General features: G+C 68.5%; 23 protein-coding genes and 2 tRNA genes. 6 read left to right on the plus strand and 19 right to left on the minus strand.

All coding sequences use genetic code 11. From position 1 onward, the window contains the following. Positions 1 to 1,986 carry a Stk1 family PASTA domain-containing Ser/Thr kinase gene (gene pknB, locus CP983_RS21410; protein ID WP_150501204.1) on the plus strand — a complete coding sequence of 662 codons (1,986 nt, stop codon included), beginning with the start codon at positions 1 to 3 and terminating at the stop codon, positions 1,984 to 1,986. An 87-nt stretch (positions 1,987 to 2,073) separates the two neighbouring features. On the opposite strand, the gene CP983_RS21415 is transcribed toward pknB, so the two are convergent. From CP983_RS21415 to CP983_RS21440, 6 genes are read right to left on the minus strand one after another with little or no spacing between them, the layout of a single operon-like run. Then, the gene (locus CP983_RS21415) at positions 2,074 to 2,835 is read right to left on the minus strand and encodes a class E sortase (protein ID WP_150501206.1); all 762 of its coding nucleotides are present in this window, start codon (positions 2,833 to 2,835) and stop codon (positions 2,074 to 2,076) included. A gap of 13 nt (positions 2,836 to 2,848) precedes the next feature. After that, positions 2,849 to 4,093, minus strand: coding sequence for a class E sortase (locus CP983_RS21420; RefSeq protein ID WP_150501208.1), 1,245 nt, complete (start codon positions 4,091 to 4,093; stop codon positions 2,849 to 2,851). Beyond that, the gene (locus tag CP983_RS21425) at positions 4,090 to 4,728 is read right to left on the minus strand and encodes an aminodeoxychorismate/anthranilate synthase component II (protein WP_107904949.1); all 639 of its coding nucleotides are present in this window, start codon (positions 4,726 to 4,728) and stop codon (positions 4,090 to 4,092) included. Before CP983_RS21425 ends, CP983_RS21420 begins: the two co-directional genes overlap by 4 nt. Beyond that, complete coding sequence (locus CP983_RS21430; RefSeq protein WP_030945481.1) at positions 4,725 to 4,886, minus strand: hypothetical protein; 162 nt, start codon at positions 4,884 to 4,886, stop codon at positions 4,725 to 4,727. Before CP983_RS21430 ends, CP983_RS21425 begins: the two co-directional genes overlap by 4 nt. A 54-nt stretch (positions 4,887 to 4,940) precedes the next feature. Beyond that, positions 4,941 to 5,651: a class E sortase gene (locus CP983_RS21435; RefSeq protein ID WP_150501210.1), complete on the minus strand. Its 711-nt coding sequence runs from the start codon at positions 5,649 to 5,651 to the stop codon at positions 4,941 to 4,943. A gap of 18 nt (positions 5,652 to 5,669) precedes the next feature. Then, on the minus strand, positions 5,670 to 6,446 hold the full coding sequence (locus tag CP983_RS21440; RefSeq protein ID WP_125527755.1) for a DUF881 domain-containing protein: 777 nt from the start codon (positions 6,444 to 6,446) through the stop codon (positions 5,670 to 5,672). Positions 6,447 to 6,586: 140 nt separating this feature from the next. On the opposite strand from CP983_RS21440, the gene crgA reads away from it, so the two are divergent. Continuing rightward, entirely contained in the window at positions 6,587 to 6,841 is a 255-nt protein-coding gene (crgA, locus tag CP983_RS21445; protein ID WP_030945488.1) for a cell division protein CrgA, read from the plus strand. Between the two features lie 314 nt (positions 6,842 to 7,155). Here the strand turns inward: crgA and CP983_RS21450 are convergent, their stop codons facing one another. Then, the gene (locus tag CP983_RS21450) at positions 7,156 to 8,040 is read right to left on the minus strand and encodes a rhomboid family intramembrane serine protease (protein WP_125527754.1); all 885 of its coding nucleotides are present in this window, start codon (positions 8,038 to 8,040) and stop codon (positions 7,156 to 7,158) included. Between the two features lie 101 nt (positions 8,041 to 8,141). Then, complete coding sequence (locus CP983_RS21455; RefSeq protein ID WP_107904953.1) at positions 8,142 to 8,675, minus strand: peptidylprolyl isomerase; 534 nt, start codon at positions 8,673 to 8,675, stop codon at positions 8,142 to 8,144. Between the two features lie 326 nt (positions 8,676 to 9,001). On the opposite strand from CP983_RS21455, the gene CP983_RS21460 reads away from it, so the two are divergent. Next, positions 9,002 to 9,715 (plus strand): DUF5324 family protein, encoded by a 714-nt coding sequence (locus tag CP983_RS21460; protein WP_107904954.1) that lies wholly within the window; start codon positions 9,002 to 9,004, stop codon positions 9,713 to 9,715. 229 nt (positions 9,716 to 9,944) lie between these two features. Here CP983_RS21460 and CP983_RS21465 read toward each other — a convergent pair. After that, positions 9,945 to 10,017 (minus strand) — tRNA-Ala (locus tag CP983_RS21465). A 183-nt stretch (positions 10,018 to 10,200) separates the two neighbouring features. Between CP983_RS21465 and CP983_RS21470 the strand changes: the two genes are divergently transcribed. Next, positions 10,201 to 10,749, plus strand: coding sequence for a helix-turn-helix domain-containing protein (locus tag CP983_RS21470; protein ID WP_030945501.1), 549 nt, complete (start codon positions 10,201 to 10,203; stop codon positions 10,747 to 10,749). A 176-nt stretch (positions 10,750 to 10,925) separates the two neighbouring features. Beyond that, on the plus strand, positions 10,926 to 12,608 hold the full coding sequence (locus CP983_RS21475; protein WP_150501212.1) for a serine/threonine-protein kinase: 1,683 nt from the start codon (positions 10,926 to 10,928) through the stop codon (positions 12,606 to 12,608). 143 nt (positions 12,609 to 12,751) lie between these two features. Here CP983_RS21475 and CP983_RS21480 read toward each other — a convergent pair whose 3' ends face one another. Then, complete coding sequence (locus CP983_RS21480; RefSeq protein ID WP_229914998.1) at positions 12,752 to 14,092, minus strand: hypothetical protein; 1,341 nt, start codon at positions 14,090 to 14,092, stop codon at positions 12,752 to 12,754. A 225-nt stretch (positions 14,093 to 14,317) separates the two neighbouring features. Continuing rightward, on the minus strand, positions 14,318 to 14,446 hold the full coding sequence (locus CP983_RS44470; protein ID WP_003999697.1) for a DLW-39 family protein: 129 nt from the start codon (positions 14,444 to 14,446) through the stop codon (positions 14,318 to 14,320). 338 nt (positions 14,447 to 14,784) lie between these two features. Between CP983_RS44470 and CP983_RS21490 the strand changes: the two genes are divergently transcribed. Continuing rightward, positions 14,785 to 15,162 carry a DUF6344 domain-containing protein gene (locus CP983_RS21490; RefSeq protein WP_107904958.1) on the plus strand — a complete coding sequence of 126 codons (378 nt, stop codon included), beginning with the start codon at positions 14,785 to 14,787 and terminating at the stop codon, positions 15,160 to 15,162. A 107-nt stretch (positions 15,163 to 15,269) separates the two neighbouring features. On the opposite strand, the gene CP983_RS21495 is transcribed toward CP983_RS21490, so the two are convergent. The 8 genes from CP983_RS21495 to recF form a co-directional block, all read right to left on the minus strand. Continuing rightward, entirely contained in the window at positions 15,270 to 16,013 is a 744-nt protein-coding gene (locus CP983_RS21495) for an AAA family ATPase (protein WP_150501214.1), read from the minus strand. Positions 16,014 to 16,068: 55 nt separating this feature from the next. After that, the gene (locus tag CP983_RS21500; protein ID WP_107904960.1) at positions 16,069 to 16,422 is read right to left on the minus strand and encodes a VOC family protein; all 354 of its coding nucleotides are present in this window, start codon (positions 16,420 to 16,422) and stop codon (positions 16,069 to 16,071) included. A gap of 89 nt (positions 16,423 to 16,511) precedes the next feature. Continuing rightward, positions 16,512 to 16,585 (minus strand) — tRNA-Ile (locus CP983_RS21505). A gap of 146 nt (positions 16,586 to 16,731) precedes the next feature. Then, positions 16,732 to 17,517: a DUF3566 domain-containing protein gene (locus tag CP983_RS21510; RefSeq protein WP_150501216.1), complete on the minus strand. Its 786-nt coding sequence runs from the start codon at positions 17,515 to 17,517 to the stop codon at positions 16,732 to 16,734. An 18-nt stretch (positions 17,518 to 17,535) separates the two neighbouring features. Continuing rightward, positions 17,536 to 20,121 carry a DNA gyrase subunit A gene (gyrA, locus tag CP983_RS21515; RefSeq protein ID WP_107904962.1) on the minus strand — a complete coding sequence of 862 codons (2,586 nt, stop codon included), beginning with the start codon at positions 20,119 to 20,121 and terminating at the stop codon, positions 17,536 to 17,538. A 42-nt stretch (positions 20,122 to 20,163) separates the two neighbouring features. Beyond that, entirely contained in the window at positions 20,164 to 22,248 is a 2,085-nt protein-coding gene (gene gyrB / locus CP983_RS21520) for a DNA topoisomerase (ATP-hydrolyzing) subunit B (protein ID WP_107904963.1), read from the minus strand. 484 nt (positions 22,249 to 22,732) lie between these two features. Beyond that, complete coding sequence (locus CP983_RS21525) at positions 22,733 to 23,284, minus strand: DciA family protein (RefSeq protein ID WP_150501218.1); 552 nt, start codon at positions 23,282 to 23,284, stop codon at positions 22,733 to 22,735. Next, a complete protein-coding gene (gene recF / locus CP983_RS21530; protein ID WP_150501220.1) occupies positions 23,281 to 24,402 on the minus strand; it encodes a DNA replication/repair protein RecF in 1,122 nt (373 codons plus the stop codon). Before recF ends, CP983_RS21525 begins: the two co-directional genes overlap by 4 nt. Positions 24,403 to 24,474: the final 72 nt, after the last annotated feature.

The following is a 24,474-nucleotide window of genomic DNA, read 5'->3' on the forward strand; positions in this document are numbered from 1 at the left end:
ATGGAAGAGCCGCGTCGCCTCGGCGGCCGGTACGAGCTGGGCCAGGTGCTCGGTCGTGGTGGCATGGCGGAGGTCTACCTCGCGCATGACACCCGACTCGGCCGCACCGTGGCGGTGAAGACGCTGCGCGCGGACCTCGCGCGCGACCCGTCCTTCCAGGCCCGCTTCCGCCGGGAGGCCCAGTCGGCCGCCTCGCTCAACCATCCCGCGATCGTGGCGGTCTACGACACGGGCGAGGACTACATCGACAATGTGTCGATCCCGTACATCGTCATGGAGTACGTGGACGGCTCGACGCTCCGTGAGCTGCTTCACTCCGGCCGCAAGCTGCTGCCGGAGCGCTCTCTGGAGATGACCATCGGGATCCTCCAGGCCCTGGAGTACTCGCACCGCAGCGGCATCGTCCACCGCGACATCAAGCCGGCCAACGTGATGCTCACGCGCAACGGCCAGGTGAAGGTGATGGACTTCGGCATCGCCCGCGCCATGGGCGACTCCGGCATGACGATGACGCAGACCTCGGCCGTGATCGGCACCGCCCAGTACCTCTCCCCGGAGCAGGCCAAGGGCGAGCAGGTCGACGCGCGGTCGGACCTGTACTCCACCGGCTGTCTGCTGTACGAGCTCCTGACGGTGCGGCCCCCCTTCGTGGGTGACTCCCCGGTGGCCGTGGCGTACCAGCACGTGCGGGAAGAGGCCCAGGCACCGTCGGTCTTCGACCCCGAGATCACGCCCGAGATGGACGCGATCGTGCTGAAGGCCCTGACGAAGGACCCCAACTACCGCTACCAGTCGGCCGACGAGATGCGTGCCGACATCGAGGCGTGCCTCGACGGCCAGCCCGTCGCCGCCACCGCGGCCATGGGTTCCGTGGGCTACGGCGGCTACCCGGACGACCAGCCGACCACGGCCCTGCGTTCCGCGGACGCCGGCGCCACGTCGATGCTGCCGCCGATGAACCCGGACGACGGTGGCTACGGCTACGACGACCGCCCGGACCGGCGCCGCCAGAAGAAGTCCAACACCTCCACAATCCTGTTGGCCGTCGCGGCCGTGCTGGTTCTCGTCGGCGCGATCCTGATCGGCAAGTGGGTCTTCGACGGCGACACGGCGAGCAACAGCCAGGTGGCTGTGCCGAACGTCGTCGGCGAGACGGAGAGCAGCGCGAGGGACCTGCTCGGCAATGTCGATCTCACGATCGGCAAGGTCACGAAGCAGGAGTGCGAGGACCAGAGCAAGGGCAAGATCTGCTCGCAGACCCCCGACTCCAAGACCAAGGTCGACAAGAACACCACCGTCGACATCGTGGTGTCGACCGGGGCGCCGAAGGTCTCGGTGCCGGACGTGGAGGGCCTGCCCTACGAGAAGGCCAAGTCCGATCTCGAGGACAAGGGCTTCGACGTCCAGCAGAAGACCGAGGAGTCCGACCGGAACCCGGGCGTCGTCATCAGCCAGGACCCCGAGGGCGGCACTGAGCAGGAGAAGGGCAGCACCATCACCCTCACCGTCGCCAAGGAGAAGGAGCAGTCCACTGTTCCCGACGTCCTCGGCAAGACGTGTGACGAGGCGAAGGCCCAGATGGAGGCCAACGATCTGTCGGGCAACTGCCAAGAGGTGGACACCCAGGACCCGAACCAGGTCGGCAAGGTCATCTCGACCTCCCCGACGGCCGGCTCCGCGGTCGACAAGGACTCCACGGTGACCATCCAGATCGGCAAGCAGGCCAAGCAGAAGACCCCGGTGCCGAGCGTCGTGGGTCAGACGGTGGGCCAGGCCAAGCAGACTCTGGCAGCGGCCGGCTTCACCAACATCCAGTTCGCCAACGGCAGTGACCAGAACGACACGGCCTTCGTCACGGACCAGGACCCCAAGGGCAACCAGCAGGTCGACGACCCGGCGAACACCCAGATCACGCTGACTACCGTGGGCTTCGGCAACGGTGGGAACAACAACGGCGGTGGCGACAACGGAGGCATCTTCGGCTGACGGAAGCCTCCGGAGATCACGACGAGGCCCCGGCACCCTTCAAGGGTGCCGGGGCCTCGTCGTTCTCGCCCTCGAAGAGCGCGGTGATCAGCGCAGTTCCTCCGGCAGCGTCCGGTCCTCGTCGACCTTGTCCACGCGCTCCAGCTCGCCCCACACCACGTAGCGGTAGCGGCTCGTGTAGACCGGGGTGCAGGTCGTCAGCGTGATGTAGTGGCCGGCCTTCGTCTTACCCGATTCCTTCGGGATGCCGCCGAGGACCTGGACGTTGTACTTCGAGGTCTCGGGGAGGACGGCGTAGACCTTGTAGACGTACCACTTGTCCTTCGTCTCGAAGACGATCGGGTCGCCCTTTTCGAGCTTGTGGATGTTGTGGAACTTCGCGCCGTGGCCGTCCCGGTGCGCCGCGAGGGAGAAGTTCCCCTTCTTGTCCGAGTTAGGCAGGGTCGCCTTGACGGGGTCGGTGTAGTAGCCGGCGACGCCGTCGTTGAGGATCTTCGACGTCGTGCCCTTCTCGACCAGGATCTCGCCCTTGGTCATCGCGGGGACGTGCAGGAAGCCGATGCCGTTCTTGGCGTCGAACTCGGCGGGACGGCCGGAGTCGTCGTCCTGGTGGGCCCAGATGTCACGGACCTTGTCGGCCTGTTTGTCCGCCGCCCGGTCGGCGATGACGTTCGTCCACCACAGGGAGTAGACGACGAACAGGCCCAGCACCAGGCCCGCCGTGATGAGGAGTTCCCCGAAGACGCTGACGGCCATCGCGATCCGGCCCATGCGCCGACGGCGAACCGGGGGACGTCGTGAGGCGGGCGCGGCCGTGTGGTCTTCCGTGCCCTCGGTGGTCGCTGCCACGTTTCATCTGCCCTTAACTGACGAGCGCATCCGGCTTGCCCTTGCTGCGCGGCCGTTCCTCGACCATCTTGCCCCAGACGATCAACCGGTACTTACTGGTGAACTCCGGCGTGCACGTGGTGAGTGTGATGTAGCGGCCCGGTCCGGTGAAACCCGACCCCGGCGGAACCGGCTCCAGCACGCTCACATTGCTCGGCGACGTCACCGGCAGGATCGACGCCATCTTGTACACGAAGTACTTGTCCTGCGTCTCGACGACGATCTCGTCGCCCTGGGCGAGCCGGTTGATGTAGCGGAACGGTTCACCGTGTGTGTTGCGATGCCCGGCCAGGCCGAAGTTGCCGGTCTTGGCGTCAGGCATCGCCGTCTTCAGCTTGCCCTCGCCGTAGTGGCCGACCATTCCCCGGTCGAGCACCTTCTTGTTGCTGATGCCCTCCGCGATCGGCACGACGACATCCAGCTTCGGGATATGCAGGAGGGCGAAGCCCTGCCCGGGTTCGAAGGTCCCCGGGTTGCCTTTGCCGCTGGCCCAGTCCTCCTGGAGGCTGCTGGCTTCCTTGTCCGCCTGGGCGTGCGCCCGGATGTTGGTCCACCACAGCTGGTAGCTCACGAACAGCAGCATCAGCACGCCGGTCGTGATGAACACCTCACCGATCGCCCGGCTGGCGACCGTGGCCGGACCGGGCTTGCGCGCGCGGGCCTGCCGACGGGCCTCCATGCGGGAGAGCGGAGCACCGGAGCTCTCCGAGTCCGTCTCGGCCGCGTCCGACGGCTGGTGTGTTCCGCCATGGCGCCCGTGACGCCGCTTGGCGGCCTTTCTGCGGGCCGCACGGCCACCCGTCGGGGTGGAAGAGGCAGAAGCGGCGGATGAGGCGGGAGAAGGCGATATGGGCTCTCGGGAGGGCGGTGGGTCGGGAACCCGCAGCGCCACGGTCTCGTCGTCCGGTGGCGGCATGTACGGCTCCGCGTACGGCTCTTGGGCCACGGGAGCCTGGTAGCTCTGACCGGCGTAGCCATTGGAGCCGTAGCCGCCCGCTCCGTAGCCGTCGGCGCCGTACCCGGCCGCGGCCCGCGCTTCGGCGGCCTGCTGCGCCTGGGTGACGTAACTCTCCTCGCCGTACCACTCCCCGAGCGCACCGGAGCCCTCGTACGGCTGCTGCCCGTACGAGCTCCCCTGGTCGCCGGTGTCGCCGTAGGAGTCCGTGAAGGACTCCCCGTAGGCGGCGCCGGACTCGCGCTCAGGGCGCAGGGCGGTCACGCCGTGGCCCTGCCCACCACCGGGGCGAGCCCCGCCGACCTCGCCACCGCGTCTTCGTAGCCGCACTCCACCAGCCAGTTGGCCAGCATCCGGTGCCCGTGCTCGGTCAGCACCGACTCGGGGTGGAACTGGACTCCCTCGACCGGGAGTTCGCGGTGGCGCAGGCCCATGATGATGCCGTCGTGCGTGCGTGCCGTGACCTCGAGGTCGGCCGGGACCGTCGCCGGTTCCGCCGCCAGGGAGTGGTAGCGGGTCGCCGTGAAGGGCGAGGGCAGGCCGGCGAAGACGCCCTTGCCCTCGTGCTCGACCAGCGAGGTCTTGCCGTGCAGCAGCTCCGGCGCACGGTCCACGACACCGCCGTACGCCACCTGCATCGACTGCATGCCGAGACAGACGCCGAAGACCGGAACGCCGGTGGAGGCGCAGTGCCGCACCATCTCGACGCAGACGCCGGCCTCCTCGGGAGTTCCGGGGCCCGGCGAGAGCAGTACGCCGTCGAAGCCGTCCTGGGCGTGCGTCGTCGACACCTCGTCGTTGCGCAGCACCTCGCACTCCGCGCCCAGCTGATAGAGGTACTGGACCAGGTTGAAGACGAAGCTGTCGTAGTTGTCCACGACGAGAATGCGCGCGCTCACTGGTTGTCCACCGTCACATCGTTGAAGGGCAGGAGCGGTTCGGCCCACGGGAAGACGTAGTTGAACAAGACGTAGACGACGGCCATGGCCAGCGCGAGCGAGAGCAGTGCCTTCACCCACGCGTTCCCCGGCAGATGCCGCCAGATCCAGCCGTACATGCCGTCCCTTCCGTCGCACCACGGCACTCAGACTCACGCCGTACAGCCAACAGACTAACGGCGCAACGCTTCCGGTTTCCCGGCCTCCACAGGCTGGGTGGAGTCCAGGTGGGCCCACACGATCAGCCGATGACTGTGCCCCCACTCGGGATCGCACGTGGTCAGCGTCAGGTAGCGGCCTTCACGCGTGTACCCCGACTTACGGGGCACAGGGTCAATCACCTCAACGTCGGCGGGCAGTGTTTTGTAGGGGCCTTTGTCGATCCGATACGTGAACCAGGTCGTTCCGTCGGTCAGCACCACCGCGTCTCCGGGCCGCAGCCTGGGGAAATCCTTGAACGGATCGCCGTACGTGCGCCGGTGACCGGCGACCGAGAAGTTGCCCTTCTGGCCGAGCTGGGCGGTGTTCGCGTAGTGGCCGAGGCCCTTCTTCAGGGTCTTGGTGGCGGTGCCTTCGAGCACCGGCTTGTTCCACGTGAAACCAAGCCGCGGGATGTACATGATCGCGAAAGGCTTGTCCGCCGTGTACGGCGCCGGCTTCGGCGGGCTCGCGGTCGCCCCCGGACTCGCCGCGGCGCCGCCGGGAGCCGTGTCCGGCGGGCGCACCGCACTCTGCGCCCACTGCTCCTGAAGCTGGTCGATCTGGTCGTCCATGACGTTGTCGGCCTTCACGCCCGTCCAGAAAAGTACATAGACGACGAAAAGGACGATCACGGTGCCTGCGCTGATGCAGAGCTCGCTGACGGTCCTCACGACGACGCGCACCGGCAGCTCCAGGGAAGGTCACTCCACGGGCTTGGCGTATTGCAGATCCACTGTGCCCGAGTAGCCGGGCAGAGTCACCGTTCCGTCCTCGGTGACTTTCCAGCCGAGGCCGTAGACATTGACGTAGACCATGTAGTTCTGGATCGCCTTCGAGGCGGCGAGCGCCTGCTGCATCTTCTCCGGGTCACCGACCGCCGTGATCTTGTACGGCGGTGAGTAGACGCGACCCTGGAGGATCAGGGTGTTTCCCACGCAGCGCACGGCGCTGGTGGAGATCAGCCGCTGGTCCATGACCTTGATGCCCTTGGCACCGCTCTGCCACAGCGCGTTCACCACGGCCTGGAGGTCCTGCTGGTGGATCACCAGGTAGTCGGGCTGCGGCTCGGGGTATCCCGGCAGCTTGGCCGTGGCGTCCGGCGGGGCGTCGTTGAGCGTGACGGAGATGGCCTCGCCCGTCAGCTTCTGGGTACCGGCGTTGTGCTCCAGCGCGGTCAGCTTGGCGTCCTCCGCCTCGGTGCTGCCGTCGTCCCGCTCGGCGAGCGCCTCGACGTCGTCACGCAGGGACGCGTTCGCGTCGTCACGCTCGCCGTTCTCGCGACTGCGCTCATGGATCAGGTCCGAGAGCTTCAGCAGCGAGGCGTCCGTGCGGATGTTGGTGCCCTTGGCCGTGTTGAAACTGGTGAAGAAAATCAGCCCGGCGAGAGCGAAGACCGCCGCGGTGAGCACCCGCACCGGCCGGAAACGGCCGCGGGCAGGGCTGGATCCCGTCGGGGGAGAGTCGGCAGAATTGCTCAACGTACCCTTATCTCCTTCGGCGCCGCGGAAGCACTACGCTAACGGACGCCCGGAGGAGCCAGCAGAGTCCCCTTGTACGCCTCCCCGAGCCCGACCAGTTCCCTGCGCGGCCACGCAGCGCATCGACAGGAGAGACCCTCGTGCCGAAGTCACGTATCCGCAAGAAGGCCGACTACACGCCGCCGCAGTCGAAGCAGGCGACCGCCATCAAGCTGAACAGCCGCTCATGGGTCGCCCCCGTGATGCTGGCCATGTTCATCCTCGGCCTGGCCTGGATCGTCGTCTTCTATGTGACGGACGGTTCGCTGCCCATCGAGGCGCTGGGCAACTGGAACATCGTGGTGGGCTTCGGCTTCATCGCCGCCGGTTTCGGCGTCTCCACCCAGTGGAAGTAGCGCCCGAACCCTCGGCCACCTCACGGTGAACGCAGCTCTGCCCAGGGCTATCCGCTGAGTTATCCACAGCCTTGCAGCAATTTCCACAAGCTGACTGGGGAAAAGACGACGATCTGTGGATAACCCATCGGGGGTTGACGCCGGTATGACAGCCACACCGGTCACCCGAAGGCATCCCGAACACCTGTACGCCCCCTGCCTGACCTGCGGAAACACAGGTCAAGAGCAGGGGGCGTAGCCGTTCCCGCACCGTACGCACAAGATCCGCCACACGCTGTGGACAACAGGGCCGCTCACGTGGATAACGTCCGGGCTCAGCTGAGCTGGAGGGTCCTCAGCACGGTCATCAGCACCACCACGGCCAGGACCAGCGCACATGTGCCGTACTGCACCACGGCCCGGCGCTCACGTGGGGCATGGACCATCGCGTAGCCGATGACGACGCCGGCCACGAGGCCGCCGATGTGGGCCTGCCAGGCGATGTTGCCCCAGCCGAAGGTGAAGATGAGGTTGATCACCAGCAGGGCGATGATCGGCCGCATGTCGTACTGGAGGCGGCGCATCAGCACGGCGGTGGCTCCGAAGAGGCCGAAGATGGCACCGGAGGCGCCGAGCGAGGCGGTGCTGGGACCGGCCAGCAGATAGGTGAGAGCACTGCCGGCGAGGCCGGAGCAGAAGTAGAGCGCGAGGTAGCGGACCCGGCCGAGGGCGGCTTCGAGGGGACCGCCGAGCCACCAGAGGCTGAGCATGTTGAACGCGATGTGCCAGATGGCCTCGTGCGTGAACATCGAGGTCACCAGGCGCCACCACTCGCCCTCGGCGACGCCCTGGGTGGGATTGAACGGGGCCGGCGGCCAGGTGCCGACGAGAACAAGGTCGCTGAGCAGCCGATCGCTGGTCTGAACGGCGATGAAGACCGCGAGATTGATCCCGATGAGGATCTTGGTCAGCAGCCGCGGATCGGCGGCGACGGTGCCGCCCGCGATCGTGCGGGGCTGGGCTGCGGAGGGGGCGTGTCCGGTGCCGGAGCCGCCGCGGACGCAGTCGGGGCACTGGAAGCCGACCGAGGCGCTGACCATGCATTCGGGGCAGATGGGTCGCTCGCAGCGGGTGCAGCGGATGCCGGTCTCGCGGTCGGGGTGGCGGTAGCAGCCGGGCAGGCTCTGCGCGTCCTGCGAGCTGCCGGCCTGCTGGTCCATGAGGTCCCCTAGGTCGTCGTACGCGATGCACGCCTAATGCACCGCCCCGCTCATCCTTACGGACGAGCGGGGCGTTTGGTTCCCTGCGGGACGTGTCGGACTCAGCCCTCGCGGGTCTCCACGACGACCGACTCGATGACGACGTCGTTCACGGGACGGTCGGTGCGCGGGTTCGTCTGCGCCGTCGCGATGGCGTCGATGACCTTCTGGCTCGCGCCGTCGTTGACCTCGCCGAAGATCGTGTGCTTGCGGTTCAGCCACGTCGTGGGGGCGACGGTGATGAAGAACTGCGAGCCGTTCGTGCCCGGGCCGGCGTTGGCCATGGCCAGCAGGTAGGGCTTGTCGAAGGCGAGGTCCGGGTGGAACTCGTCCTCGAACTGGTAGCCGGGACCGCCGGTGCCGTTGCCCAGGGGGTCGCCGCCCTGGATCATGAAGCCGCTGATGACCCGGTGGAAGACCGTGCCGTCGTAGAGCTTGGCCGTGGACTTCTCGCCGGTCTCGGGGTTCGTCCACTCACGCTCGCCCTTGGCGAGTTCGACGAAGTTCTTGACCGTCTTCGGCGCGTGGTTCGGGAGGAGCCGGACCTCGATGTCGCCGTTGTTGGTCTTCAGGGTGGCGTAAAGCTGCTCAGCCACGATCTGCCTTCCGTTGTCTTCCTGTGACCCCCCGATCCTCGCACGGTCTGCGGCATCCGTCGCCCGCCACTCGTTCACCGGCAGGCAACCGGGCGCTTCTCGTGCAGAAAAGTGGCTGAGTGGGTACGTGGCGGGGGCGCGAGGCGACGAACCGTGGCATTGTCGACGACAAGCCACCGTTGAACCACATTGGTCCGTTATTGGGATTGATCAAGTAATTCGGCACCCATATGCCCGACCACACATGCCGCGGAGCGCTCCGACAGGCATGATCCGTAAAAGGGTGGAAAGTCGAAATACCGTACGCCACCGAGGAGGAGGATCCCGTGACCCGCATCGACAGCGTGCGCGCCGCGACCGGCTCGGCGAAGGACAGCGTGCTGCACGCCGCGGAAGTGGTGGCGCCCTACGCCGACACCGCCAAGGACAGGGCCGCACTGTATGCGCACGAGGCACGCGTACGGCTGGCGCCGATGGTTACGCAGGCCACCGAGCAGGCCCGCGCCCAGGCCCGTCTCCAGTACGACGCGCATCTCGCACCGCGGCTGGAGCAGGCCCTTACCCATGTGCCGCCGAAGGTCGACCTCGCCGCTCATGAAGCCGCCGTCCGTACCCGCAAGGCTGCCCGACAGGCCGCCGACTATTCCCGTCCGCGGATCGAGCAGGCGGTCGCCGTGGCCGTTCCCGTGCGGGACGAGGCCGCCGCGCGCGGTGCCGCCGCACTGGCCGCGCTGCGCGGCCAGGTCTCGCCGCAGGAGATCCAGCGACTGGTCCGCAAGCACGAGCGGCGGGCCAGGACCGGCCGCGTCGTGAAGACGCTGGCCGTACTGGGCATCCTCGCGGGCGGTGCCATCGCCGCGTGGAAGTGGTGGGACAAGCAGGCCAACCCGGACTGGCTGGTCGAGCCGCCCGCCGCGACGGAGGTACCGGAGTCGAACCGCCTGACGTCCGTGGACGGCAGCGGCCAGTCCGGCCTGGACCCGGAGGTCCAGGCGAAGGAGGCCGAGGAGGAGGCCGCCCGGCGGGACGAGGGCCGGTGATGTGAGGCCCTGGCCTTACGGCTTCTCGCGTACGGCTTCTCACCTACGGCCTCAGGTGCCGTAGGCGACGAAAAGTGGTGTGCGCCCCATGAGTGGGCGCACACCACTTTGTCGTCCCCACGGCACTTCGTCGTTTCCACGGCCTCCGTCACCTGACGGGCGCTCAGGAGCAACAGCACACCAAAAAAGCCCCCTGACCTGCGTTTCCGTAGGTCAGGGGGCTGATATGTGGAGCCTAGGGGAGTCGAACCCCTGACATCTGCCATGCAAAGACAGCGCTCTACCAACTGAGCTAAGGCCCCTCAAAAAGAAACGTCCGGCCGGAGGAAAACCCCATACCGGCGGGCGCCAAGACCAGAGTACCCGGTCGCCCCCCGGATCCCGCAAAAGGATTGGGGGTCCCGGTAAACGACCACTCTCCGTAGGATGCTCGGCGTGGTTCGCTACAGCGAACCGCAGTTTTGGGGAAGCGATGGGGAGACGCAATGGACGCCGCACAGCAGGAAGCCACCGCAAGAGCGCGGGATCTGCAGCGGAACTGGTACGGGGAGCCGCTGGGGACGCTCTTCCGTAAGCTCATCGACGATCTTGGTCTCAACCAGGCTCGTCTCGCGGGGGTACTGGGACTGTCAGCACCAATGCTGTCGCAGCTGATGAGCGGGCAGCGGGCGAAGATCGGCAATCCCGCCGTGGTCCAGCGGGTGCAGCTGCTGCAGGACTTGGCGGGGCAGGTCGCGGACGGCAGCGTGAGCGCCGCCGAGGCCACCGAGCGCATGGAGGAGATCAAGAAGTCGCAGGGGGGCTCGGTGCTCAGCAACACCACGCACACGACGAACAGTTCGGGTGCGCCCACGGTCAAGCGGGTCGTGCGCGAGATCCAGTCGCTGCTGCGCTCGGTCGCCGCCGCGGGCGACATCATCGAGGCCGCTGAGACCCTCGCCCCCACCCACCCGGAACTGGCAGAGTTCCTCCGGGTGTACGGCGCCGGCCGCACCTCCGACGCGGTCGCGCACTACCAGTCCCACCAGAACTGACCCCTGGCCCGGTCGCCGAGGGGGTATCGGCAGCCGGGCCGGCTGTATGCGTCCTGAGCGGGCACGAGGGGGTCGTGCGGGGGAGTCCGCGAAGGACGGTCAGCGAGGGGGGGTCGTATCGCTCGTCGTGGGGGAAGCAAGGGGGGTAACCGGAGGGGGAGGAGCGACGCACAGCCATGGGTGAGGTCTTCGCCGGGCGCTACGAACTGGTCGACCCGATCGGACGCGGAGGCGTCGGCGCCGTCTGGCGCGCCTTCGACCATCGCCGCCGGCGCTACGTGGCCGCCAAGGTGTTGCAGCAGAGCGACGCGCACTCGCTGCTGCGGTTCGTCCGCGAACAGGCGCTGCGGATCGATCACCCCCATGTGCTCGCGCCCGCCAGCTGGGCCGCCGACGACGACAAGGTCCTGTTCACCATGGACCTGGTGGCCGGTGGCTCGCTGGTCCATCTCATAGGGGACTACGGCCCCTTGCCGCCCTCGTTCGTCTGCACCCTTCTCGACCAGCTCCTCGCGGGGCTCGCGGCGGTGCACTCGGAAGGCGTCGTCCACCGGGACATCAAGCCCGCCAACCTGCTCCTCGAAGCCACCGGCACGGGCCGCCCGCGGCTCAGGCTCTCCGACTTCGGCATCGCCATGCGGCTCGGCGAGCCCCGGCTGACCGAGACCAACCTCGTGGTGGGAACGCCCGGTTACCTCGCTCCCGAGCAACTCATGGGCGCGGAACCGGACTTCCCCGCCGACCTGTTCGCTGTGGGGCTGGTGGCGGTGTATCTCCTGGAGGGCGCCAAGCCGGACTCCAAGGCACTCGTCCAGTACTTCACCACGCACGGGACGCCGGGGGCGCCCAAGGGCATTCCGGAACCGCTGTGGCAGGTCGTGGCCTCGCTCCTGCAACCTGATCCGGACTCGCGGTTCCGCACGGCGACGGGGGCGCGCAAGGCCCTCGCCGCGGCCGTCGAGCTGCTGCCGGAACCCGGTCCCGACGACGAGATCATCGAGATCTTCGACCAACTCGGGCCACTGCCACGAGGTTTCGCACCGGAGGGGCCGCTCAAGCGGGCTCCGGGCATCGAAGGGGACCGGACCGGCTCCGGGCAGTTCCCGCTCGGTGAGGGGTCGACGGGGACGCCGAGATCGGCGAACGGGGTCGGACCCGATCCGAGAAGCATGGGCTCGGTATCGAGCGGCGGCACGGGACTGGGGGCGGGCGGCAACAGCTCTGACTCCGCGTACAGCGAGCCAGGCCGTACGCCGGCGGAGCCTCCCGCCTCCCCTCCCCAGAGCGACAGCAGCAGTTCCGTCAGCATGTCGGACACCGGCAGCTTCCACCTGCCGCTTCCGCAGCCCACTGGCTCCACCCCGCAGGGGCAAACGCCCTCGCCACAGCCCTACGCGGCACGAGGGCCGGCGCAAGGGCCGGCCCAGGGCCGGGTACAAACAGGCAGCGACAGCCCCAGTCACAACCACGGCCCCAGCCACGAGGGCGTGCAGCATCACCCGGCCGGCAGCCACCAGGCCGGCAATCCCCCGGCCAACAGCTCCCCCTACGACACCACGCACGTCCTGTCCTCCCCTCAACCGCACACGCCGCAGTACCCGCCTCAGCCTCCGACGACGCCGCCACAGCACCAGCGCGTCGATGCCTCCACTGCTTCGTACACCGCTCAGAGCCCGCAGGTTCCACCTTCGGCTCCCCCAGTTCCGCAGCAACGCCGTCGCGGCGGTCACAGAGCCGTCCGCCGAGGGTCCCGAGGCCCCGCGCGCCGCCCCGGCCCACCCGCCAAGGTGGCCGTACCGCTCCTGCTGCTGGCGCTGGCTTGCTACGCCGTGGGGTTCTGGGCGCTGGCCCAGTTCTGAGCGACCGGCGCACCGGCCCAGCGCTGAAAACTGGCTCACCGGCCCCTCGTGGGGAACGGCAGGCCCACCGGCCCCTCGTTAACGGCAGGCTCATCAGCCCATGAGCGGCGGGCGCACCACTCCCCGCCCCCCTGGCCCCACACCTACAAGGCCCCGCCCCTCCGCCGAGCAACCACCGCCCACACCCCCAGCACCACCAGCACCAAGGTCCCGGCCCCGATGCCGCCGACCGCGAGCGCGGTCAGCGCGGCGTTCTCGATGCCCCCGGCCCCGTTACCGGCTTCGTCCGCCGCAGCCGCCTCCCGGTCGCCCGCGGAGAGCTGGAACACGTCCCCCGGCTCGGACTCCCCCGCATAACCGGGCCCGGCCTGCGCCGCGCCGCCCTCCTGCACGCGCAGCGTCAGCTCGAACGGCCCGTCGCCGTACCTCTCTGCCACCGCGGCCGACAGATGCACCACGAGGTAGTAGGAGCCCGCGAACCGCATGGCGCCGAGCCGGTCCGGGCCGGCGTACCGGTTCTCGTAGGCGACCGGCGGCAGCGGGTCGAGTTCGGCGACCTTCTCGCTGCCGTCGTAGTTGGCGCTCGCGTCGTCGACGAACCCGCGCACGGGGTTGTAGAGGGCGAGGTTCAGGGCGCCGACCGCGTAGCCGTCGCCGCCGTCCGCGGGGCCCACTCCAGCGGTGGCGTGCAGCTGGCGGCCCCAGTCGAGCGGCACCTTGTAGAAGAGCGTCCGCCCGGGCCGGATGTCGGAGGTCCACGCGCCCTCGCCGACCGGCACCGCCGAGGCGAACCCGGCGCCGCCCTTGCGGCGCTCGCCGTCGCCGGTGAGGGGGTCGGGCGTGGCGGAATCCCAGGTCTCGGGGGCGCTCGTCTCACCGGCCTGCTTCAGGGGCGGCTCGGTGGCGGCGAAGAGCTCCAGGTCCCAGGTGTCCGGCACCGACTCGGCCGTGGTGACGCGCTCGACGGTCACGTCGTAGGCACCCGCCGTCTCGCAGCGAGGCCGGTCGGCCGAGATCTCGCGCATGCCCCATGCCGCGATCGGACGGGGGCTGCGGACGACGCCGAAGGTCTCGGTGTCCTGGGAGCAGGAGTGGCCCTGGGCGTCCCGCACGGACACCTTGATGCCGTCGCCCGCGTGGATCGTGCTGCCGGCGGCGGGGACGGCGGTCACGGAGACGTACGCGTCCGAGGTGTCGTCGAGGTCGATGCGGTAGTGGGTCTCTCCGGCACCGGGAAGAGAGCTCTTGTAGGTAGCGCCCGGCGTGAGAGCCCCGGCGTCCGCGGTGCTCGCTCCGCCGCTGACGGGCCGGGCGTCCGGCGCGAAGGCGTAGGGACCGGGGGTTCCGGCGGCGAGGGCGGGCCCCGTCGGCAGGGCGGCCGTCGCGCACAGCAGCAGCGCGGCCACGGCGGCCGCACGCGCGCGTACCGGCGAGGAACCGCGCCACATCCTCGCGGGACGCCACCGCGCCGTACGCCGCCTCATCACGCGCCACCCCTCGTCAGACCACGACCGGACCTCGGACTCGCCCATCCTGCCCAGCCCGGCCGGGCGCCACCCCCACAATCCGCACGGCCGTCCGAAAAGCCCGGCTCTACGACCTCCGGTCCGCTCGCGCAACTCGAAGCGAGGACGTCGTGCGCCGCGGCGGGTACACAAAACCCCGGCCGCTCGGGCGACCGGGGTCTGTGTGCAATCCGATGTCGTGGCTCACGAACCCGTGGGCACGGAGTCAGTCGCCTCCGTCCACAGATCCTGCTCGGCGCGATCCGCCTGGATCTGGCGGTACACGAGGAGCCCGCCGATGGCGGCCAGTGCGACCAGGAGAAGCTTCTTCACCGCGCGACCTCGTCTTTCCTTGACGTAGGGGACCTCTGGCGCCCGACTATACACACCGGTCGATATCAATCGGTGACCTGCGTCCGGGCTCAACTGCCCGCCGCCACAGCCCAGTAGAAGCGGATGCCGCCGCTCCGATCGGAGGGTGATCACACCCCGACGGACGGTGACCTTTGGTCCCTTTCCTCCATCTTCGCTCACTCATCGAGTGCCATGCGTCCATTCGAGTGCTGTTCATCTGAAGATCGACGCGCCACGGGCGTCGGTCCATGACTTCCGAGCCTCCATACACATCATTGGGAAAGTACGCAAATCGCCCAACCCGAAAGTGAGGGGCCATGACCAGGAACAAGGTCATGAACCTGTGGACGGCAGTCGTCACCGCCTTCCTCGCGCTGTGCACTGCGCTCGGATTCGTCACCAACACCGCCGCCGCGGCCGTACCGCACACCGAGACGAGCCGCCGGAGCAACGGCGACGACGACAAGCGCAGCGCCGAGCTGCCGGTGCCGGCGATGCCTCAATGGGCGTGGTCCTACGCCAGAGCACTACCCCCCACGATGAAGCAGCGCATCCGAGCCGAGGCTCACGGAAAGACCCCAAGCTGCCGGCACCGCCCGCTCAGCGAGACGGAAGCGGCCACGACAGCCTCGACCACCCGAGAATGCGCCCACGCCGCACAACCGGCGCAGCCACTGGTCCCGCACCAGCGCTGAACCCCGGCTCCACCCGAGCTGTGACCCTCCGCTTGAACCTCGCAACACCACCTGCTTGAAACCCCGCAACACCACGGCGAACCGCTTCGCCCGTCCACGTCCCCGTCTCATCGCGTATCGACGATGTGCCGGAGATAGCTCCACGGGTCGTCGAGGTACCGCCGCCAATGATCGACGAGTTCCAGATCCCGCCAGCCGGCGGGACGCATTCCGTGGTCACCCACCTCGATGATCTCGGCACCAGGAAGCGCCGTGAGCACGGGTGAGTGCGTCGCGCAGATGATCTGTGCGCCGGAACGCCCCAGTTCGTGCAGCAGCCCCACGAGTTGAAGACAAGAAGCGAAGGACAGCGCAGCCTCCGGCTCGTCCAGGACGTACAGCCCAGGCTCCTGAAACCGCTCGCGGAAGGCCATCAGAAAGCCCTCGCCGTGGCTCATCTCGTCCGCGGCACCGGACAGCCTTCCCGACTTCTGCTCACGGTCCAGCGCGTCCAGCGCCGTCTCCGCCCGCAGGAAGAAACCTCTGCGGCGCGTCCGAGGCCCGCGCAGCATGCGACGACCGGCTGCCGTCGCCTCGAACTTCATCCGGCCGCCCAGGACCGACGGCTCGCGCCAAGTCGCGTACTTGTAGCCCGCGGATCCGCCCCAGGAGTCCAGGCCGAAGCCCTCCGCCAGCGCCTCGACGAGGGTCGACTTGCCCGAGCCGTTCTCCCCCACCAGGAACGTGACCGGTGCGGTGAATCTCAGGCCGTCGTCCAGCAGCTGCCGCACACAGGGCACCGACCAGGGCCAGCCGTCGCCTTCCTCCCGCTCGCCCTCGGCGACATGCGCGTATGCCCGTTCGACGATCATGCCGAAAGGCTCTCACCCGGCACTGACAACCGGGCACACGCGCCCTGAGGGGCCCCTACGGACGCCGCGGGCCCAGGATGCAGAACTCGTTGCCCTCGGGGTCTGCCATGACGACCCAGGGCTGCACGCCCTGGCCGATGTCGACGCGCTTGGCGCCGTGCGCCTCCAGGCGGGCCACCTCGGCGTCCTGGTCGTCGGGCCGGAAGTCGAGATGCAGCCGGCTCTTGCTCTGCTTGGCCTCGTCGAGCCGTACGAAGTCCAGTCCCGGCATGCGATCCGGCGCCGGACGGATCTCGAACTCGTCGTCGGAGGAGTGGACCACGACCCAGCCCAGAGCCTCGGCCCACCACTGCCCGAGCGCCGCCGGATCCTCCGAGTGCACGATTACCTGTTCCCATTCCAAGGTCATCCGCAGAGCTTAGATCTGCGAGAGCTTCGGAAACAGGCCACCGAATACAGAAGAACCCCAGCCGTGACCGGCTGGGGTTCTTCTCGATGTGGGGCTAACAGGATTTGAACCTGTGGCCTCATCCTTATCAGGGATGCGCTCTAACCAACTGAGCTATAGCCCCGCCGCGCTCTGCGGTGTGTGTCCCGCGCGCTGACTCCTGAAGATTAGCGCACGACGCGGGCAGTCCCAAAATCGGTTGTCGGGGGACCGTCAGGAGAGGTTTGGAACCGCCTCCCGACGGCAACCGTCAACCGGCCTCGGCGAACCTCACTCGTCCTCTGCGAGCGTCAGCTCGACACCGCCCACGAAGCCGGCAGAGAGGTTGTAGATGAACGCGCCGAGCGTCGCCAGCGCCGTCGCCAGGACGACGTCGATGACCGCGATGATCGACGTGAACATCAGGACGTGCGGCAGCGACAGGAACGACTGGAGGTCGAAGCCGTTCGACTCGTTCGAGCCGGTCGCCTCGGAGATCGTGCCGCCGACCGTCGAGAAGACGCCCATCGCGTCCATGACCATCCACAGCACCGCGGACGCGACGATCGTGCAGATGCCCAGCGCGATGGAGAGCAGGAAGCTGACCTTCATCACCGACCACGGGTCGGCCTTGGCCACCCGCAGCCGCGCCTTGCGCGTGCGCGGCGTCGTACGCGCGCCCGTGCGGGGCCGGCGCACCCCGCCCGCCGGAGCGCCCGTCTGGTACGCCTGCGGCGGGTGGTAGGGCCCTGCGGCCTGCTGCGACTGCCGTTCCCCGGGCAGCGGCGATCCGGGGGCCGCCTGCTGCGCTCCCGCGGGCTGGGGCTGCGGCTGGGCGCCCGGAGCCCCGGCCGCGTACTGCTGGGCCTGCGGGCCTCGGGTGTCCGTCACGGTTCCCCCCTGGGATCCGGGTGCGTCGGGCGCGGGAGCGCCCTTCGCCGGCGACTTGATCGCTTTCAGCTGCGTGGTGTGCGTGTCCGTCGCAGGCGCGGCGGAGCCACGGCCGCCGCCCGTCTCCGAACCGGCCGTAGAACCGGTCGAGGTACCGGACGATCCGGCGCCCGTGGCTCCGCTCACGATGACTCTCTCCTCGTGCTACTCGGCCGAGGGTGCGTCCTCGTCCGTGCCGGCGGTCGCGGCCCCCTCGGCGGTCTCGTCGACGACCACGTCGCCGTCGACTTCCTCCGCCTCGCGTCCCGCCTCGGCGTTGCGTGCGACACCTACGACGGCATCGCGCTTGCCCAGGTTGATCAGTTGGACGCCCATGGTGTCACGGCCCGTCTCCCTGATCTCGTTGACTCGCGTACGAATCACACCGCCGCCCAGCGTGATGGCGAGGATCTCATCGGTCTCCTCGACCACCAGCGCACCGACGAGAGAGCCGCGGTCCTCGACGATCTTGGCGGCCTTGATACCGAGGCCGCCGCGACCCTGGACGCGGTACTCGTCGACCGCGGTCCGCTTCGCGTACCCGCCGTCGGTGGCAGTGAACACGAACGTACCGGGTCGAACAACATTCATCGAGAGCAGCTCGTCTCCCTCGCGGAAGCTCATGCCCTTGACACCCGAGGTCGCGCGGCCCATCGGACGCAGCGACTCGTCCGTGGCGGTGAACCTGATCGACTGCGCCTTCTTGCTGATCAGAAGCAGATCATCGTCGGCCGAAACGAGCTCGGCACCGATCAGTTCGTCATCGGAACCGTCCTCCATCTCGCGGAGGTTGATCGCGATGACACCGCCGGAGCGCGGCGAATCGTAATCCTTCAGAGGCGTCTTCTTCACCAGTCCCGCCTTCGTGGCGAGTACGAGGTACGGCACCGCCTCGTAGTCGCGGATGGCGAGGATCTCGGCGATCGCCTCGTCCGGCTGGAAGGCCAGCAGGTTGGCGACGTGCTGCCCGCGCGCGTCACGGCCGGCGTCCGGAAGCTCGTACGCCTTCGCCCGGTACACCCGGCCCTTGTTGGTGAAGAACAGCAGCCAGTGGTGGGTGGTCGAGACGAAGAAGTGGTCGACGATGTCGTCTTCCTTCAGCTTCGTGCCGCGTACGCCCTTGCCGCCGCGCTTCTGCGCGCGGTAGTCGACGGTCTTGGTGCGCTTGACGTAGCCGCTGCGCGAGACCGTGACGACGATGTCCTCCTCGGCGATCAGGTCCTCGATGGACATGTCGCCGTCGTAGGGCACCAGCATGGTCTTGCGGTCGTCGCCGAACTTCTCGACGATCGCGGCCAGCTCCGCGCTGACGATGCCGCGCTGGCGGACCGGCGAGGCGAGGATCTCGTTGTACTCGGTGATCTTCGCCTGGAGCTCGTCGTGCTCCTGAATGATCTTCTGGCGCTCCAGGGCGGCCAGTCGGCGCAGCTGCATCTCCAGGATGGCGTTGGCCTGGATCTCGTCGATCTCCAGGAGGTCCATCAGGCCCGTACGCGCGATCTCGACGGTGTCGCTGGCCCGGATCAGGGCGATGACGTCGTCGATGGCGTCCAGGGCCTTCAGCAGGCCGCGCAGGATGTGCGCGCGCTCCTCGGCCTTGCGCAGCCGGAAACGCGTACGACGAACGATGACCTCGATCTGGTGCGTCACCCAGTGGCGGATGAACGCGTCCAGGGAGAGCGTTCGCGGCACGCCGTCGACCAGGGCCAGCATGTTGGCGCCGAAGTTCGACTGCAGGTCCGTGTGCTTGTAGAGGTTGTTCAGGACGACCTTGGCGACCGCGTCCCTCTTGAGCACGATGACCAGGCGCTGGCCGGTGCGGGACGACGTCTCGTCGCGGACGTCGGCGATGCCGCCGATCTTGCCGTCCTTCACCAGGTCGGCGATCTTCTGCGCGAGGTTGTCGGGGTTCGTCTGGTACGGCAGCTCCGTGACCACCAGGCACTGGCGGTTCTGGATCTCCTCGACCTCGACGACCGCGCGCATGGTGATGGAGCCGCGACCGGTGCGGTACGCCTCCTCGATACCCTTGCGGCCGACGACGAGCGCGCCGGTCGGGAAGTCCGGGCCCTTGATGCGCTCGATGAGCGCGTCCAGCAGCTCCTCGTGGGAGGCCTCGGGGTTCTCCAGGTACCACTGGGCACCGGACGCGACCTCGCGCAGGTTGTGCGGCGGGATGTTGGTCGCCATGCCGACCGCGATACCGGCGGAGCCGTTGATCAGCAGGTTCGGGAAGCGGGCCGGCAGGACGGTCGGCTCCTGGGAGCGGCCGTCGTAGTTGTCCGTGAAGTCGACGGTCTCCTCGTCGATGTCACGGACCATCTCCATCGACAGCGGCGCCATCTTGCACTCGGTGTAGCGCATGGCCGCCGCCGGGTCGTTGCCCGGAGAGCCGAAGTTGCCGTTGGAGTCGACGAGCGGCATGCGCATCGACCACGGCTGGGCGAGACGGACCAGGGCGTCGTAGATCGAGGAGTCGCCGTGGGGGTGGTAGTTGCCCATGACGTCGCCGACGACGCGAGCGCACTTGTAGAAGCCGCGCTCGGGGCGGTAGCCGCCGTCGTACATGGCGTACAGGACGCGGCGGTGGACGGGCTTGAGGCCGTCACGGACGTCCGGGAGCGCACGCGAGACGATGACGGACATCGCGTAGTCGAGGTACGAGCGCTGCATCTCCGTCTCGAGCCCGACGGGCTCGACACGCAGGGTCTGTCCCTCGTCAGGAGTGACGGGAGTGTTCTCGTCGGTCATTGCTGGTGAAGATCCTTCCTGGTGCGGTCAGCTGAGACCGACTCAGATGTCGAGGAAGCGGACGTCCTTGGCGTTGCGCTGGATGAACTGGCGGCGTGCCTCGACGTCCTCGCCCATGAGGACCGAGAACAGGTCGTCGGCCTGGGCGGCGTCGTCGAGGGTGACCTGGCCGAGGACGCGGTGCTCCTGGTCCATGGTCGTGATGCGCAGCTCCTCGGCGTTCATCTCGCCCAGACCCTTGAAGCGCTGGATCGAGTCCTCGCGGACACGCTTGCCGCGCTGACGGCCCATCTCCAGGAGCGCGTCGCGCTCGCGGTCGGAGTACGCGTACTCGACCTCGTCCCGGCCCCACTTGATCTTGTAGAGCGGGGGACGGGACAGGAACACGTGCCCGGCCTCGACCAGCGGCCGCATGAAGCGGAACAGGAAGGTCAGCAGCAGGGTGTTGATGTGCTGGCCGTCGACGTCGGCGTCCGCCATCAGGATGATCTTGTGATAGCGGAGCTTCTCGATGTCGAAGTCCTCGTGCACACCCGTGCCGAAGGCCGAGATCAGCGCCTGGATCTCCTGGTTCTGGAGGATCTTGTCGATCCGCGCCTTCTCGACGTTGAGGATCTTGCCTCGGATCGGGAGGATCGCCTGGTACTGCGGGTTGCGGCCGGACTTGGCCGAGCCGCCGGCGGAGTCACCCTCGACGATGAAGATCTCGCACTTGGTGGGGTCGTTCGACTGGCAGTCGGAGAGCTTGCCGGGGAGCGAGGCGCTCTCCAGCAGCCCCTTGCGGCGGGTCAGGTCGCGGGCCTTGCGGGCCGCCACGCGCGCGGTGGCCGCCTGGATGCCCTTGCGGATGATGTCCGCCGCCTCGTTCGGGTTGCGGTCCAGCCAGTCGTTGAGGTGCTCGTAGACCGCCTTCTGCACGAAGGTCTTGGCCTCCGTGTTGCCCAGCTTGGTCTTCGTCTGGCCCTCGAACTGCGGCTCGCTCAGCTTCACCGAGATGATCGCCGTCAGACCCTCGCGGATGTCGTCACCCGTGAGGTTGTCGTCCTTCTCGCGCAGCAGCTTCTTGTCGCGCGCGTACTTGTTGATCAGGTTGGTGAGCGCCGCGCGGAAGCCCTCTTCGTGGGTACCGCCCTCGTGCGTGTGGATGATGTTGGCGAAGGAGTACACGCCCTCGCTGTAGCCGCTGTTCCACTGCATGGCGACTTCGAGGGAGAGGGCCTTGTCCTTGTCCTCGGCCTCGAGGTCGATCACCGACGGATGCACCACGTCGCCCTTGCGGGAGTTGAGGTACTTCACGAAGTCGACGATGCCGCCTTCGTAGTGGTACGTGACCTTCTTGACCTCGGCGGTCTCGTCCGCACCGGCCTCGTCCGCACCGGACGTGGCCTTCGCCGACTCGCGCTCGTCAGTGAGTTTGATCGTCAAACCCTTGTTGAGGAACGCCATCTCCTGGAAGCGCCGCGAGAGCGTCTCGAAGGAGTAGTCGGTGGTCTCGAAGATGTCGGCGTCGGCCCAGAAGGTGACCGACGTGCCCGTCTCCTCGGTCGCCTCGTGCTGGGCGAGCGGGGCCGTGGGGACGCCCATCTTGTAGTCCTGCGTCCAGCGGTGGCCGTCGGTCCTGACCTCGACCGCGACCTTCGAGGACAGCGCGTTCACGACGGAGACACCCACGCCGTGCAGACCACCGGAGACCGCGTAGCCGCCGCCGCCGAACTTGCCGCCCGCGTGCAGCACGGTCAGCACGACCTCGAGCGCCGGCTTGTTCTCGGAGGGGACGATGCCCACCGGGATGCCGCGGCCGTTGTCGACGACGCGCACACCGCCGTCGGGGAGGATCGTGATCTCGATGGTGTCCGCGTGGCCGGCCAGCGCCTCGTCGACGGAGTTGTCCACCACCTCGTACACGAGGTGGTGGAGGCCGCGCTCGCCGGTCGAACCGATGTACATACCGGGTCGCTTGCGAACCGCGTCCAGACCCTCGAGGACGGTGATGGCGCTGGCGTCGTACGAGGCGGTGACCTCGCTGCTCGACGAGGTCACCGCGCTGTTGGCGCCGGCGTCGGTGGACGGGATGTTCTCGTTGGGGTTGCCGGAATCGGCCACGAAGCGCCCTTTCTGGCACAGCACGAGCCAGGCTCGTCGGCGGGTTGCCGGAGCGGCTGCGGCATGTTGCGTTGGTAAGCCTTGATCAGCGTTGCTCAGCTTTTCCCGGACGGTCCCCACGATTGGGGCGGGATTGGGCTCCAGTCTACCGGTAGCGCCGACAGTGATGGGGGTTTGCCGGTACCTGAGTCCGCATGTGCCGCCCTGAACCTGCCTCTTCCGACTCCCGATATACGGATGGGGGCTCAAAGAGGCTCACAGAGCCACTCAGCGCTTCCGGCCGTCAACCCTTTGCTACTTAGGAGTCAGGTCGCGATTCGCAACCGCGTGCGGTCGTACGAGGAGGGGCTCGTCGGCGCCGTTTCGTGACCGGCGACGGCCACTGATGTGATGTCGGTCACTTGTGGCCGACGGGGCCCTCGGGGCTGCTGTTACGGGGGTTCCGGGGCCGTCGGCGAGGGGTTCCGGCCGCGCGGAGAGGGCCATCAAGCGCCGTCGGCCGGCCCGCTCATCCGTACGTGTCGCCCGGCCCCGTGCTGCCGGGAGCGCGCAGTGGGCCGTAGCGGCGGGCCGGGCCGCCGGGGCCGTTGACCTTGATGTGCCGTACCGCGCCATGGCCGAGGTCCTCGTTGAGGCGGGCGACCAGAGTCGGGGCGAGCAGCCGCAGGTTCGTCGCCCAGGCCGTCGAGTCGCAGCGCACGACCAGGACCCGCTCGTCCTCGTCGTACTTCTCCGGCACACAGTGCTTGGCGACGTCGTCGCCGACGATCTGCGGCCAGCGGCCCATCACACCGCCCACCGCGGCCGGCGTCTCCCAGCCCCGCTCGCTGATCAGGCGGTTGATGGCGGAGCCGAGTGCCATGGGGTCGCGGCCGTCGGCGCGCGCGCCGGAGCGCAGCCCACCGCCGCGCCGTGCCTGCTTCTTCTGCTGCGCCGCGTCCCCCCGCGCGCGTGCCTGTTCCTTGGCCGCCCTGAGCGCCACGCGCGCGAGGTCGACGCCGGAGGGCTCGGGAGCCTTCTTGGGGGCGTCGGGGGCGTTCTCGAACGGGTTCTCGCTCATACGCGCTCCACCGTCCCCTCGGACACCGAGTAGCGCGCCCCCGCCAGCACGTGCGGGACGTCGTCGTCGACCGCGGCCGTCACCAGGACCTGCTCGCCGGGCGCGACCAGCTCGGCCAGCCGCTCACGGCGCCTGGCGTCCAGTTCGGCGAACACGTCGTCGAGGACCAGCACCGGTTCGTTGCCCTCGGCCCTGAGCAGGTCGTAGGACGCGAGGCGCAGGGCCAGCGCGTAGGACCAGGACTCGCCGTGCGAGGCGTAGCCCTTGGCGGGCAACTGACCGAGCTTGAGCAGCAGATCGTCGCGGTGCGGGCCCACGAGCGTGACCCCGCGCTCGATCTCCTGCTTGCGGGCCTCGGCGAGGGCCACCATCAGCTGCTCGTAGAGGTCCTCGCGCGTGAGCGCCTCGCCGGGAGCCGACGGCTTGTAGTCCAGGGCGACGGGGCCGCCGCCGGGGGCCAGCTGCTCGTACGCCTTGTCGGCCAGCGGCTGGATCGTCGCGATCAGGTCCAGGCGCTGGGCGAGCAACTCGGCGCCGGCGCGCGCGAGGTGCTGGTCCCAGACGTCGAGGGTGGACAGGTCCATCGAGCGGCCGCCGTGCCGGCGGGCCAGCGCGGCCGACTTCAGCAGGGTGTTGCGCTGCTTGAGGACGCGCTCGTAGTCGGAGCGCACGCCCGCCATGCGCGGGGAGCGGGCGGTGATCAGCTCGTCGAGGAAGCGGCGCCGCTCGCCCGGGTCGCCCTTGACCAGGGCGAGATCCTCCGGCGCGAACAGCACGGTCCGTACGATGCCGAGTACGTCACGGGGTCTGACCTGCGAGGACCTGTTGATCCTGGCCCGGTTGGCCTTGCCCGGGTTCAGCTCCAGCTCGACCAGCTGCTGCCGGTCGCCCTGGCGGACCTGCGCCCGGATGACCGCCCGGTCGGCGCCCATGCGGACGAGGGGGGTGTCGGAGGCGACGCGGTGGCTGCCGAGGGTGGCGAGATAGCCGACGGCTTCGACGAGGTTCGTCTTGCCCTGGCCGTTGGGGCCGACGAAGGCGGTGACGCCCGCATCGAGCGGGACTTCGACGCCGGCGTACGAGCGGAAGTCGGCCAGCGACAGATGCGTGACGTGCATGGTCGTTCGCCGACCTCCCCCAACGTGTGGTTGAACCGTCCCCAGTTGTGGACAACCGGGCCACCCCCCGAG

It is taken from the genome of Streptomyces chartreusis (genome assembly GCF_008704715.1).
GTDB lineage: Bacteria > Actinomycetota > Actinomycetes > Streptomycetales > Streptomycetaceae > Streptomyces > Streptomyces chartreusis.